We start from the raw sequence: 13,086 nt of genomic DNA on the forward strand, positions 1-13,086 counted from the left end.
ATATTCAAAAACGGTACTGTTAGCAGCAGTGCCGTTTTTCTATTTATAGCGTTTCATTTTGAGTTAGATTTAACTTTTCATAAGCTAAATCCGTTAATTCCAAATTTCTGCGAGTGTGTTCAGATCGAACCAAGTAGCCCTTTTTTTCTAAGGGGGACAAATAAGCAGAAGCATTATTCGACTTCAATTTTAAAAACTGTGCAACTTCTCTACGAGTTGGCATGTAGCGGTGCTGACTCATATAGTCATAAAGAAACCGTAAAACAGAGGTTTGCCTCTCTGTTAAAAACGGTAGTTGCTGCACTTTTTCAATCATGTGAAAGCCTACGATACTTAGATAACATAGAAAAGTATACATTTTAAAACCTTTTTGAACAATATTACGGTACTAAAAAATCATACATATTAAATATTAAAAAAAATGTAGAAAAGGATAATTTAAATATTGGAAATATGCGTGTCACATAGTAAATGCATGTCAAAATGAAAAATAAAACTATGTAAAACAATAAGATGAAAAAAAAATTATATGACATGCTATATTGACATGCTATTGACACGCAAAATTGCATGTCAGGAAAAGCGAATCCATTAATTAAATTGCGTGTCAGAATAGTATGTCAAAAAATAAATATACATAAGTATATGATTTATATTTTTATATTTTTATATTTTTATATTTTTGTGACATGCAGTTATGAGAGCATGCCATACACTAACTTTTTGATTTTAAATAGTTTTATTTGTAATTGGATTCGCTTTTTTAATTTAATTTAATTATCTACATACTTTTTCTACGCATCATTTTTCTACATTTTTTTTTGTATTTTTTATTCCTTTCTACACCAATATGCTTTTTTAAACATAACATGTTGTTTTATATGGTTTTGTATGTATTTATATTTCCATGTAATGAAACGCTACGTGATTGCATAGGTGATATTAAAGCCTATCGAGAAGCATCAAAAGACAAAGTAAAGCAGGCGATCCGAAAACGCACCTCCTGTAATAATGAACAAAAAAGACTATACACCTTGCTTAAAAAAGATGAATGGATGACTGATAATTTCCTCCATCGTCAAATGCGTAATCACTTTAAGCATGGTGTTAATCACACACATAATCAAATTATTGTTCGTGCGGATATGTGTAAAACCTTTGAGTTAAATGGTCAATGTTGGCTTAAAGTACCAAGCCTAATCCCTCGACAAACCATTAAAATCCCATTAAATACGACTGTTGATTTTGCGCCACAAGGCACACTTAGAATCATTCTAAAAAACGGTAATGTTGAAGTTCACTCAACTTATGATGCAGTTGAAACACAGGATTGTGGTCAGGAAACCGTAGGTGTTGATAAAGGGTACTCAGAAGCTTTTGTGGACTCTGATGGCGATGTATATGGGAGTGGTCTAGGCAAGCTGATCTCAAGTGAATCAGATTATTTAAATCAAAAGTACAAGCACAGAAACAAGCTCAGAGCGATTGCTAAAGCTAAACCACACAAGAAACAGAAAATTGAGTTAAATAATCTAGGTCGAAAAAAACTAGATAAGCGACAAGATACTCAAAAAGCAAAGCTCAAAACATTAATATTTACAGCAACTCACAAGTTGGTTGATAAAGCCAAAGTGATTGTTGCGGAAGATTTAACATCCCCAATTCAAAGTAAACGCAACTATGGCAAAAACACCAATAGACGCTTAAATACATGGGCTAAAGGTTTGTTAGCTAATGCCCTAACTTCTATATCTCACCGTAGAGGTTCTACGGTGCATCTAGTCAATTCTGCATATACTTCGCAAAGTGATTCTTTCTTGCATGGCCTTTTAATAGGTACACGTAAGGGAGATCGTTTTCACCGTTTCAATGGGGAAGTTGTGCAAGCTGATTGGAATGCTGCGAGAAACGTGCTTGCAAGATTAAACGACAATGAGATAAGTCGTTATACGCCTTACAAAACTGTAAAGCGTATATTGCAAGAACGGACTGACCGCTACAAGTCGGAACTGACCGACTCAGGCTCTAGTTACACGCTTGGCAACAAGACATTAACAGAGTGCGAATTAGTCCTTGAGTATGTTTGAATACATTTTAAGGAACAGTAGGATAAAAACATGCACTTATTTAAATTAACTGACGAACAACTCGCACAAATTCTTATCCCGAAACGATTTGTACCACCTACTCCACCTGAACATGAAGGCAAGAATATGGTCTATGTATTTGATAGTGAGGATAAGTTTGAACTGACTTATGATGAGCTGGTGGAAATCATTAGCAAAGCTAGAATGGCTGGTCCGAAGTTGATACCTGTCTTAGGCACCGTGAATTAAATTGTGCAGTGTTCGCACGCCACTTGAAACATAACTTGATTGGAAATGAATTTGGGCTGAGAAAAATTCAGTTCAAATTTAACCTGACGGGCACACTAAAAAATGGGTAATTGTCAGATCGAGTTTGGACTACAACACTTTAGCTCATCGATTTACCATACCGCTAATCTTCACACCATTTTCGTAAATCCAGCGATCAAACTGTGATACTACATTCCGCTTATTAATCCAAGTCAGCATGGTGCTTTTCATAAAGGCAGTTTACTTATAAACAGGGAAATTTCTAAACAATTCCCCTTTAACATGCTTAGGCTATTTGATCCAGAGTTCATCTTTTTGCATCATTTTTAACATTAAATTAAATATAACCAGCGGAGTAACATTTTTTTTGTTAGAGCCGACAACTCTTTGAAAACTAAATTTAACGGTTCGCTCAGGAGCATCCAAATTAACTGGGTAGTTTTGTTTTTCTAAATACAGATGATCTCCTAACATTGGCTCTATACCAGTAATAAAATTAACAATTTGTTGCTCATCACCTTTCATTCGGCATTGAAAATGTAGAAAATTCTTACGCAGTTTTCCAAATAATAATAATATTTTAAGCGCCTTAACCATGTTCTTTTCTTTCAGTGCATCTTGCTGCCTATCATCTTTATAATGAAAATCAAGGAGAGGAATTATTTCATCTGGACGAGTCAGTTTTTTAGCCTTTTCGTAAAGTTCATCAAACCAACTCTCTTCTAAATTCTTACTATAAACATAATTCGTTTTTAAATTAAATTTTTGGCGATCCATCCATTTAGTGCTCATCCATTGACATCGTTGCATCCATTCTTGAGCTTGGGTATCTTCGCTTAATCGACCTTCTCTAAAACTTATCAAACGTTGAAAAGGTGTCAGAGTACTCTTCTCTATACTAAACTTCTTTTCTTGTCGGCCAGCCATCGTAACTGGCTGTGTTTGCTGATAAGAATTAAACCATTTCTGCTGCTGAGTATAACGATTTAGGTTTATGTAGTCTGTACTTGACTTCACTGGACTAAAACACTGTTCTAATACTTTTTTTGAAATGATACACGGCGAATTATAAATTCGATCGACTGCTAATAAATCCAAAACATGAAGGTAATTTGAAGCCGTTTGCTCAATACTGCTATGCCCCATCCAAGAGGCGAGCACCTGCCATTTATGTTGAATAATCTCTTCTTGAGCACGTGCTTTCATACCAAACAATAAATCCCTCATCTTTTTTGCTTTTACCCAAGGACAATCTGTGTAGGTCTTGATCATTTCTTTTGAACCGAGCAAAGTTATTGCTAGATAGTTAGCAGCACTGTGGCGTAATGTATGAAAACTAAAGCCATGATGCATACCTAATATTTGACTAAACAAATCTACTGTAATTTTGCTGATACATTGATCAGTTAATACACGATGATTCACACTAAAAAGTAGATCATCCTGCTGATTAACCAAATATTGCTCATAACGATGTTGTATGTAACGTTGTACTACTAAAAACTCATGTTCTGACAATGCAATTTTCAATGGTATTTGACGATTCGCACTTCGCGTTTTCAGACGGCGATATGAATTGTCTTGGATATGAAGCGTGATATTATTAAAAACTGTATTTTCTTTTTCTTTATAAAGTAGCTCTGGGCAAATAATATCTTGTATTTTAAGACAACGAACTTCATTTAATCGAAGTCCAGTTCTATAACTTAGTAAATACATCAGCTTTAAACAACTCAGATGATCGACCCACTCTGATGCCGTTGGCTCTTGACTTAAATTTTCTAGTTTTTCCAATAATTTGCCAAATAGCAAAGGACTCACTAGCCGTGCATTGCAAATTTGTAAATGCTTAAAACTTGAATTCTGTAACACCAATACCCCTGGAGCATCATAATTCTCTATACAGAATTGATGAAAATCTTTTAGGCGACCAAAACGGTATTCTGCGCTTTGGTGCATCTTACGAGAGGTTTTTCCTTTCACCGAATCTCGTTGAACTGCTTTTTCATCACGTTCACTGCTGTATTTCAATAGCTGCCGATATAAATCCTCATAGTCATCTATGGATTGTTGCTTTAAATCTAATTTATTGAGCCAAATCTCAAATATAAATTCTTTGCCAAACGATCCTAAGTAGCTTTCAATAGTTGATAATTGAAGCCCTCGTTTTTTTAAATGCATTAACCAGTGAATTAAGCGTAGTTGAGCATCAATTAAAGACTTTTCCTCCGTATTAGCATCAACTATCTTCTCCTCTAACACCCTTCTAGTTTCTTGCCAAAAACGTAGCGTGCGTTCTTCTTTATTCCTCTTTTTATCTAAACGCTCAACTTTTTGACCTTTACGTTTCTTTTGACCAAACAACATCAACTCATACGGAATCGTTTGTAATTTGCTTTGAACAGTCGGAACTTCAGGAAGTAACTGCTCTTGTTCAAAATGAATAGGGCGATTATCTGGTTCTGTGACTTGATTGTAATCATTATTCCACAGCAATCTAAATTCGGATGGCCTTAAAGCAACAGTATTAATCTCTTGCTGAAGCACATTACTCAAAAATATATCTATGCTGAGGTTTGGATTAAATTCGAGTACCATTTGCACATCATTAAATGCACGAAATCCACGGCGTTTAATTTGATATTGCAGATCCCCAAGACTTTTTTTCCTGCCTATCTTACTCAAGCTTTCTAAAATACAATCTTCAACTGAATGTTGCAGACAAAATTCTTTCTGAGCAGCTTTCAACTTTTTTAAATATTGCAAAATGAACTGCGCATATGGGTTAAAAAAAACATGTTTCCATTGGTACAACTTTCCCTGTTCTACATCGTTGCCATATTGAGAGTTTTCAACACGATAATGTAGTAACAATGGATTAGTGATTTTTTTGTAGTCCGAATGGTATAACCGAAAACAATTCAGATCTGTACCAAGCTCAATGGCCTCCTGCAATTGCTTCTGAATAGCAATCAAATGCTGTTCATCTGCACAGCCTGAAATATATATAAAACTTAAGCATAAATTTCCCCATAAGTACTTTGGTTCATTCCAATATTCAAATGAATCTTGCCAATACTGCCTTAATTCCTTAAGTACATGGATATGTAGATGCCCCTGTTCTAACCGTGACTCTGTACTCTCAATTTTTCTAGGCAGTACGATCCGTTTAGTATGTGGATTTAGCTTAATTCTGTATGATTTTTTATCTACATTCTGGTTGAATTGCTTCCTTCTTTTATTAAATTCATCTTCAGTAAATTGCATCAGTTTTGATTGTTCGTCTCGGCTCAACTTTTGACTCAAACAATCAACACTATCTTTAATGTCATGCCATTTTTCAGCGATCTGCTGATCAAGTTTTTGCTGCATTTCTTTCGTCAATACTTCAGGTGGAGAAGGCTGTCTATCTAGCGACTTTTTCACCATTTTATGAATATCAACAAATAGATCATCTAGTTGTGGTTTTATTAGTTCTTTGATTTTTTGCATACAACTATTTTCGCTCTAAGTGTTTAATCGATAAAGATTTGACATTATCTTGCAATTGCTGGCGGGCTTGCTGTACATAGACATTCGGGATAAGTGAAGAATGCGGATGAAAAGCCTCTCGGTCACGTTGGTCATGACCATACAGGGCCTGAATTAAGTGAAAAGCTAATGCTGGTTTACCCTCTTGCTGCTCATGCATCAAAAAGTTCATGTCAAAATGACGTAACCAATTCGAATACATATTCTTTGGAAAGACTCCTTGCATATATGAATTCACCCATTTTCTCGATAAAGGGATTAACTTAATTTTCCTGCTCTGCCATTCTTTGACAGTTATCGGCAAGATATCTTTACTAAAAATGACCTTACCAAAAAGATCATTTACAGTTATCTTCTTCTTTGCAAAGACTTGTCTAAAAAATGAACCGTACGCTTCAATAATTTGTTCTAAAAAGGCAGTGTAATTTTGCAGTGTTTTTATGAAAAAATCAGATAAAGGGATAAAACGACCATCTTTTCTTGCTTTACTATTTTTTTTATCATTCACATATAAAAGCTTGAGCTCAACACAATAATCATCCAAATTCCCCAACAGGTTTTTTTTAGGCCGACTTGCCAAACTCAACAAACTGATATGCCACATCCAACACGCATATGCATTAAGTTGATTAATAATGTGCTTATCTTCTTGGATGTTTTCGTGACAATGTCTATGTAAAATATGGAATTGCTCTTTCACAAAATTGGGTTCAAGTGCCAGTTGGCTCCCTATCCTTCCTATAGATAATGCAGATTGCACTTTGAATTGTTGTTGCAATATTTTTAGTTCAGCCGTGTCTTCAGTAAAATGTGTGGAATGTGGTGTAAGTGCTTTTTCTAAAAAGGCTAGATATGTGCTACTGAGTTGAGTTTTCGGTAGCCCGCCATAATAGATACCAGGCATGTGATGCTGACTATCCCGCCCAGCAATTACATGAGCAAGATATTCATTATATGTTTCATAATATATATGAAAATATAATTGAGCCTGCAGTTTTTCTACAGTGATCGAACCTACAAACCGATTATCAAGCCAATTCTTAAGTTTCGTATTAATGTGTGTTGATGAAATTAGTGGATTCGATGCTTGTTCTATATAGTCAAACCAAGCAGAAGGTAAATGTAGTTGATGTGTCATCACTTCATTCCACCGCACATGATTTAAGCTCTTAATCTTCTGCTCTGTAATTTTAAGATTTAATTTGAGTAAATATTCGCGACGTCTACTTGAACCATTCTGGATCAAAATTCCATCTTGAATAAGCTCGTTAAAATCCATCAGTGCGACGGGTGATAATCCCGTCAAAAGTGACAATAAACATGCTGCAGCGATTGCAGCATCCCTCCAGTGCCCGGATAACTCGGTTCTCAACACATAAACAATTTGCTTCAGTATATCTGGCGCCAAATAATGTGGATTTGTAACAAAAGGAGCATGACGGCGCTGGCGATGCCGCATTAGATGCGTCGCATTATCGCTGAGTATATAATTTAAATTTTTAGACTTTTCATCTTCTGAATAAAACTCCATTTCAGGATCTAATAGATCAACTTCACCCTCTTCATCTTTGTGAAGAGCGGCATCATAAATACTAATCTTTGCGTTATGTCCAATATCTACTTGCTTACCCGTTTTAATTTCACGAAATTTTTTGAGTTCATTTTTCGTCGGCCATTGCAAAACTTTGCTTTTTTTTGACTTACGCTGACGATGAACTACACGACGATCATCTAGTCTTTTAAAAATTATTAATAGAGCCGATAAATACTCTATGACTTGTACTTGTTCGAAATCTTTAATATTAAAAAGTTGATTACGATCCTCTTTTTTCAAATTACGTTCGTACGTGACATAACAATTTAGCAGCTTACTACATTCATGAAATAATTCAGCATGATTAGAATCCAGCACATATCGTGAGACATAGCGTAATAGGTCACAAACATGTTTTTGCTTATTCTCAGCTTTATCAATTTTTGCAAATTCTTGATACTGCCGATATGTTAAAAAACTCGCTTGTAGAATCAAATAACGTTGCGATGACAGCTCTTGTGTATTACTAGAATCTGGACATGCAAAAAAACTCACAGCAGCTAAAAAAGAATACTTACCGATCTGTCTGGAGCCTGATATATAGCTATAAATTTGTTGTGCTAATTTGTATAGAGCGTAGACATCTTTATACAAATCATCTGATAGATCGACAAATTGTGTATTTACAATATCATCACGTAATAGACAATAATCTTGTTGATATTTTTCTGCTAAATCTAAGAATTGCTCTTGTGTTTCAATGTTTGGCATATTCATTTTCGCTTAATATTTTTATCACGTTGCATTGTTTAAATTCATTGTGATCAGAACGATTTGGTAAAAGTTGATCCTTTATTGAATTCTTTGTTAGCTTAAAAAATCTTGCAAAAAATTTAGCATCCAGTTCTTTCTGAGCTTTTCTTTCAAAGCACAAGTGTTGTTGTGATTTTTCGATAAAATCATCAAGATTATGTATCAACTGTAAGATTGCAACATAATTAGAATGCACACGTAAGCCTGGCTCCGTTTGCATCAATAGCAAGATTTTTTGCCAAATTTTCACATAGATTATTTTGAACTTTGCTTGTACTACTACTTTCTGACTCTGTTTAATCTTTTTGATTTTCAGTAGTTCTGAGTTAATTTTTACTATCTCAAGTTGAACATTTTTTCGGTCAAAGCAAAAGGGCATGATAAATTGCCCCATAAAAATTTCTATATTTTTTACCAAATAGTCAAATCTTAACATTTTTATCGATTTAAAAAATGAGCATATCTTTGTATATGAAACTTCATTTAATTTATCAACTAAATTTTCTCAAAATTACAATTCTCAACAAATACATACGGTTTGCTTATCTATGACGGTCTAAATTTTAAGAATTCTTCCACTTTTTTTTAGTTTTCTGTTATTACATGAAACAATACCGTTGTATTACATTTTAGAAATGCTGTGTATGCAGCATTGATCAAAAAGATTCTCTGCTATACTTACTTCACGTGTAGCATCAATGGAGTTTCGAAATGCTCAGAACCACTGAACAGAAAAGAAAATATATTCAAGCGACACGTTCGCAAAACTATCAAGCCAGCCTAAAGCTTGAAGGCATTACAACGACAGCTCAAACAACTCAACAAAGTAAAGCTGAAATCTTGCAAAAATATAAGAAGTATTCGCAACCCGAATCTTAGTCAGGTGCATGTATGGATAAATATGGGGAAATGGGTGACAGCCTGTATTGTTACCCTGGCACAAATATCCTAAAGAACAAACTCAATATTCGTGATGAACAAATTTTAGAACAAGCTGAACTGGAACTGTCTGGATTAGCAAGTAGTCTCATTGAATATGCTGAACCACCCTACGACTTAAAATACTTAAAATCAATTCATGTACAGCTTTTTGGCGACTTATACGACTGGGCAGGAAAATTAAGACAAATCGATATTTCCAAAGGTGATACCCGTTTTTGTAATTTTTCCCGTATTGAAATTGAAACCAATAAATTACTTAGGCCACTTCAAGAAAAAAAATACTTTCAAGGCTTAGCACCACAAAAACTAATCCCTCAACTTGCCGACTTGTATTGTGAGCTTAATGTCATACACCCATTCCGTGAAGGTAATGGACGTACACAACGGATTTTCTTTGAGCATCTGATTGCTCATTGTGGTTATGGTATTGATTGGTCTCGCATTGACTCTCAACAACAATGGATTCAAGCAAATATTGAAGGTTTTTATGGTAATTTAAATCCATTAATTCAGATTTTTGAAATATGCTTTATTCAAAATACCTAAAATTTAAGTAGTCGAAGCCCACAATCCTTAATGAGCCATCATCTTTGCTTCAATCCACTGATTAATTTCCCAAATAAACCAACAATCACGATTCTTAGAAATCTTAATACTCTTCGGGTAATTTAGGATCGTAATATTCAGATTACTTATCCAGAATTGAATAGATCGTTAACTTAGATAGACTTTTAAGCAATGTAACTTGCCGCATGTTTATCAACATATGTCTCAAAAAAGTCTGCCCATACATAGATTTATGGTGTTTAGTGCTTAAATTTCAGATTAATCTTCGTCTGATGACCTGAATGGATGTTACAGATTACATGCAGGTGAATTACTCTGTGGCTGTATCATGGCTTTTGTGCAATCCAATCCATTTGATCCGAATGTTCTCTTTTGCAATAAAGCAGCCTCTTCTGCTTTTCCTGAACCAACGAACTATGTCATTGATTTGATTCAACCGACAACAGTGATGCTGAATCAAATCTCCAAAGAAGGGATTAAATGCAAGAAATGTGGTAAGAAAGTAAGCGTCCGCTGAATCCCATGCCTATTTTTTAATTTTGGTCGGATTTCCAGCGGTGTGGCAGTAATTCTTCTATTTGGGTCACTTTATGCGTCGGCAGCCTTTTCAGCACATCACTTAAATAGGCATACGGATCCAGTCCATTCAGCTTTGCTGACTGGATTAAAGTCATGATATTGGCAGCTCGTTGGCCGCTGCGCAGCGAGCCAGCAAACAGCCAGTTCTTACGTCCCAACGCCCAGGGACGCATCTGATTTTCAATCCAGTTATTATCTATAGGCAAATTACCATCATCCAGATAGCGGCAGAGTGCCTGCCAACGTTTTAGGCTGTAATTGATCGCCTTGGCAGTTGGAGAACTCGATGGCACCGTCAGATAATGTTGGTTGAGCCATTCATACAGTTGTTGCATCACCGGTTGACTATGCTGTTGCCGATATTCGCGGCGCTGTTCTGCTGTACTATCGGTCTTTTTCCTGAGTTCTGCTTCTATGGCATACAGTTTCTGAATCAGCACTAATGCCTGTTCAGCAACCTGACTTTTTTTGGTCACATGCAGTTCATGGAATTTACGACGTGCATGGGCCATGCAGCCCACCTCAATGACCTGGCCTGATTTAAAGCGTGCTTTATAACCACTGTAATCATCACAGACCAGATGACCCTGCCAGTCTTTCAGGAACGCTTCAGCATGCTGACCTGAACGGCTATCCTGAAAGTCATAGATCACCGCCTGAACTGGATTGTACTGTGTGGTGGCATAGGCCCAGACATAACCTTTCTTCGGTTTTTTCTCATTCTCACCCATCCGCATAATGGTGACTGGTGTTTCATCTGCATGCAGCACCTGCTGTTGCAGCACCACCTCTTTTAAGGCATTGGCCAGAGGCTCCAGTTCCACACCGCAGCGACCAATCCAGTCAGATAAAGTGGATCTGGACAGATCAATGCCAGCCCGCTGATAGATCAGGCGCTGACGGTACAGCGGCAAATGATCGGCATACTTCGATACCAGCACATGGCTGAGCAGTTCAGGTGAAGCAATGCCTTTATCAATCACATAGGCAGGCATCGCTTGCTGAGTCAGGGTGTCACACTGATCACAGACCCATTTGCCACGAACATGCTGTTCCTTGTAGAACTGTGCCGGTCTGAAATGCAGTTTTTCACTGATATCTTCGCCGATACGACGTAACTGGCAGCCACAACTGCATTGGGTTGATGCAGGTTCATGCTCAATACGGATGGTGTGTAGATGATCTGGCAGCAGTCGACGTTTAGGTTTATTGGTTTTGGCTTTCTGTGTCGCTGCATCGGTTTTATCTGCATTTAATCGTTCTAATTCCAGATCAACGGCTGCGATATCTTCTTCGACCGCTTCGTCCCATAGATGGATTTGTTTTGCCGTTAAGTGTTCATTCTTTTGGGCGAATTTATGCTTTTTAAACAGCGCCAGTTCATGCTCGTATTTTTGATTGAGAATAGAAAGATGCTGAACTTTGGCATCCAATTCTTGATTTGATTGTGCCAGAGACTGATGCTGCATCGCCAACTGCCGGGTAAATTCCAGCAGTTGTTCATGGGTCAGTTGGCTTAAGTCAGGCAGTGTATTCATGACCGCAGTATGCCTGAGGTCATGACGCAGAGGAAATAGAACGTTTGGAGAATAGTAGAATGTAGCAGCCTAGTTTAGAGCATTGTGACCACTTGCTGTCGTCCAATGCGCTGCCAGGGCAAACCCTGAATGAGTGCCTGTAACTGTTCTGGACTGAGAGCTACATTTTCACCCTGGTGAACTTTAGCCCAGTGGAATTTTCCCTGTTCCAGCCGCCGGGCACACAGCCAGATGCCCAGTCCATCATGTACCAGCACTTTCATGCGATGGCCACGTTTATTACAGAACAGGTAAGCACAATGCGGTTTGATGTAGCCAAAGGCTCTCACCACCTGAGCCATGGCAGTATCCATTCCTGCACGCATGTCCATGGGCTGAATAGACAACCAGATTTCATCAATGCGGATCATGTTGCAAGTGCCTTGAGTAATTCTGCTAAAGCAGATATTTCTGATACTTGCCATTTCAAGCCAATTTCTGCTTTTGAGTGGGGTAAAGTAATTTGAACTTTTAACATGTCAGTAGGAGTAGGATCTAATGGTGCAGAGCAAGATAAGGCAATAAATGCAGGTTTATTCGGTAGTGGTGTGCGATCACTCCCTGGCTTAGCATCAATTAAGCGAATCCATTTGGATACAAGATTTGTATTCAATCCATGTTGCAAAGCGACTGAAGCAATTGAAACGTCCGGTGCTTTACAAGCCTGAACGATCTGCTGTTTAAATTCAGCACTGTATGTTCTTCGTTTTTTCGCAAGAGATGCGATGGATGTCTGATGATTTGTAGTCATAAATTTAAGTCCCCACTTGTTTCTAAGTGGGGACTAAATTAAGGCTTATAGGATGAATTCATAAGGTGTGTTCAGCGGACGCTTACGTAAGAAAAAGATAGGGGATGGAAGTTATTATCCGTCTAATTGGAACCAGCCCATGAGTCGAGATCAGTTGAGTAAGAATCATTTTAAATGAATAAGAGAAGGATGGCTTACCTCACTTCTCCGAATAACAATGCTATGCTTTTCAACCAAGGTTATAAATTGGCAACTACATTTCATTCTTCTTCATGCTGGTCCTATAGCCTGTAGACAATTACTACATCATTTGCATTCAATGCTCAATACAGCCTGTCAGCAGAACCGCAGCGATACTTTTTTTCGTGCATACATGTAGTGTTTAAATCCATTCATTTTTCAATGATCCTCTGCCGTTTATCACATTTATGGTCG

General features: G+C 37.0%; 13 protein-coding genes. 5 read left to right on the top strand and 8 right to left on the bottom strand.

The genetic code is table 11. From position 1 onward, the window contains the following. Window positions 1-43 precede the first annotated feature (43 nt). Window positions 44-316, bottom strand: coding sequence for a LexA family protein (locus tag G0029_RS17280; protein ID WP_180110186.1), 273 nt, complete (start codon window positions 314-316; stop codon window positions 44-46). A gap of 553 nt (window positions 317-869) precedes the next feature. On the opposite strand from G0029_RS17280, the gene G0029_RS17285 reads away from it, so the two are divergent. Both G0029_RS17285 and G0029_RS17290 read left to right on the top strand, forming a co-directional pair. Further along, the gene (locus tag G0029_RS17285; RefSeq protein ID WP_227591949.1) at window positions 870-2,087 is read left to right on the top strand and encodes an IS200/IS605 family accessory protein TnpB-related protein; all 1,218 of its coding nucleotides are present in this window, start codon (window positions 870-872) and stop codon (window positions 2,085-2,087) included. A 30-nt stretch (window positions 2,088-2,117) separates the two neighbouring features. Next, complete coding sequence (locus G0029_RS17290; RefSeq protein WP_000550047.1) at window positions 2,118-2,336, top strand: hypothetical protein; 219 nt, start codon at window positions 2,118-2,120, stop codon at window positions 2,334-2,336. A gap of 144 nt (window positions 2,337-2,480) precedes the next feature. Here the strand turns inward: G0029_RS17290 and G0029_RS18605 are convergent, their stop codons facing one another. From G0029_RS18605 to G0029_RS17305, 4 genes are read right to left on the bottom strand one after another with little or no spacing between them, the layout of a single operon-like run. After that, entirely contained in the window at window positions 2,481-2,588 is a 108-nt protein-coding gene (locus tag G0029_RS18605) for a hypothetical protein (RefSeq protein ID WP_372551473.1), read from the bottom strand. A 60-nt stretch (window positions 2,589-2,648) separates the two neighbouring features. Beyond that, window positions 2,649-5,849 carry a site-specific integrase gene (locus G0029_RS17295; protein ID WP_127800785.1) on the bottom strand — a complete coding sequence of 1,067 codons (3,201 nt, stop codon included), beginning with the start codon at window positions 5,847-5,849 and terminating at the stop codon, window positions 2,649-2,651. Between the two features lie 4 nt (window positions 5,850-5,853). Next, window positions 5,854-8,193 carry a hypothetical protein gene (locus tag G0029_RS17300; protein WP_127800787.1) on the bottom strand — a complete coding sequence of 780 codons (2,340 nt, stop codon included), beginning with the start codon at window positions 8,191-8,193 and terminating at the stop codon, window positions 5,854-5,856. Beyond that, window positions 8,180-8,629, bottom strand: a complete 450-nt coding sequence (locus G0029_RS17305; protein WP_002046161.1) for a hypothetical protein — start codon at window positions 8,627-8,629, stop codon at window positions 8,180-8,182. Before G0029_RS17305 ends, G0029_RS17300 begins: the two co-directional genes overlap by 14 nt. Before the next feature lie 317 nt (window positions 8,630-8,946). Between G0029_RS17305 and G0029_RS17310 the strand changes: the two genes are divergently transcribed. From G0029_RS17310 to G0029_RS17320, 3 genes are all read left to right on the top strand, one after another. Continuing rightward, complete coding sequence (locus G0029_RS17310) at window positions 8,947-9,114, top strand: YhfG family protein (RefSeq protein WP_000946583.1); 168 nt, start codon at window positions 8,947-8,949, stop codon at window positions 9,112-9,114. Between the two features lie 12 nt (window positions 9,115-9,126). Continuing rightward, entirely contained in the window at window positions 9,127-9,723 is a 597-nt protein-coding gene (locus tag G0029_RS17315) for a putative adenosine monophosphate-protein transferase Fic (protein ID WP_000362164.1), read from the top strand. 349 nt (window positions 9,724-10,072) lie between these two features. Further along, window positions 10,073-10,261 (top strand): hypothetical protein, encoded by a 189-nt coding sequence (locus G0029_RS17320; protein WP_151829894.1) that lies wholly within the window; start codon window positions 10,073-10,075, stop codon window positions 10,259-10,261. 16 nt (window positions 10,262-10,277) lie between these two features. On the opposite strand, the gene tnpC is transcribed toward G0029_RS17320, so the two are convergent. The 3 genes from tnpC to tnpA form a co-directional block, all read right to left on the bottom strand. Beyond that, window positions 10,278-11,861, bottom strand: coding sequence for an IS66 family transposase (tnpC, locus tag G0029_RS17325; protein WP_180110187.1), 1,584 nt, complete (start codon window positions 11,859-11,861; stop codon window positions 10,278-10,280). Window positions 11,862-11,935: 74 nt separating this feature from the next. Beyond that, complete coding sequence (gene tnpB / locus G0029_RS17330; protein ID WP_180110188.1) at window positions 11,936-12,271, bottom strand: IS66 family insertion sequence element accessory protein TnpB; 336 nt, start codon at window positions 12,269-12,271, stop codon at window positions 11,936-11,938. After that, window positions 12,268-12,651 (bottom strand): IS66-like element accessory protein TnpA, encoded by a 384-nt coding sequence (tnpA, locus tag G0029_RS17335; RefSeq protein WP_180110189.1) that lies wholly within the window; start codon window positions 12,649-12,651, stop codon window positions 12,268-12,270. Before tnpA ends, tnpB begins: the two co-directional genes overlap by 4 nt. Window positions 12,652-13,086: the final 435 nt, after the last annotated feature.

This window comes from Acinetobacter sp. YH12138 (genome assembly GCF_015218525.1).
Taxonomy (GTDB): Bacteria; Pseudomonadota; Gammaproteobacteria; order Pseudomonadales; family Moraxellaceae; genus Acinetobacter; species Acinetobacter amyesii.

Excerpts from the sequence above, each read along its gene's own strand:
- G0029_RS17280 (WP_180110186.1), bottom strand. The coding sequence starts at position 316 with ATGATTGAAAAAGTGCAGCAACTACCGTTTTTAACAGAGAGGCAAACC.
- G0029_RS17285 (WP_227591949.1), top strand. The coding sequence starts at position 870 with ATGTTGTTTTATATGGTTTTGTATGTATTTATATTTCCATGTAATGAA.
- G0029_RS17290 (WP_000550047.1), top strand. The coding sequence starts at position 2,118 with ATGCACTTATTTAAATTAACTGACGAACAACTCGCACAAATTCTTATC.
- G0029_RS18605 (WP_372551473.1), bottom strand. The coding sequence starts at position 2,588 with ATGAAAAGCACCATGCTGACTTGGATTAATAAGCGGAATGTAGTATCA.
- G0029_RS17295 (WP_127800785.1), bottom strand. The coding sequence starts at position 5,849 with ATGCAAAAAATCAAAGAACTAATAAAACCACAACTAGATGATCTATTT.
- G0029_RS17300 (WP_127800787.1), bottom strand. The coding sequence starts at position 8,193 with ATGCCAAACATTGAAACACAAGAGCAATTCTTAGATTTAGCAGAAAAA.
- G0029_RS17305 (WP_002046161.1), bottom strand. The coding sequence starts at position 8,629 with ATGGGGCAATTTATCATGCCCTTTTGCTTTGACCGAAAAAATGTTCAA.
- G0029_RS17310 (WP_000946583.1), top strand. The coding sequence starts at position 8,947 with ATGCTCAGAACCACTGAACAGAAAAGAAAATATATTCAAGCGACACGT.
- G0029_RS17315 (WP_000362164.1), top strand. The coding sequence starts at position 9,127 with ATGGATAAATATGGGGAAATGGGTGACAGCCTGTATTGTTACCCTGGC.
- G0029_RS17320 (WP_151829894.1), top strand. The coding sequence starts at position 10,073 with ATGGCTTTTGTGCAATCCAATCCATTTGATCCGAATGTTCTCTTTTGC.
- tnpC (WP_180110187.1), bottom strand. The coding sequence starts at position 11,861 with ATGAATACACTGCCTGACTTAAGCCAACTGACCCATGAACAACTGCTG.
- tnpB (WP_180110188.1), bottom strand. The coding sequence starts at position 12,271 with ATGATCCGCATTGATGAAATCTGGTTGTCTATTCAGCCCATGGACATG.
- tnpA (WP_180110189.1), bottom strand. The coding sequence starts at position 12,651 with ATGACTACAAATCATCAGACATCCATCGCATCTCTTGCGAAAAAACGA.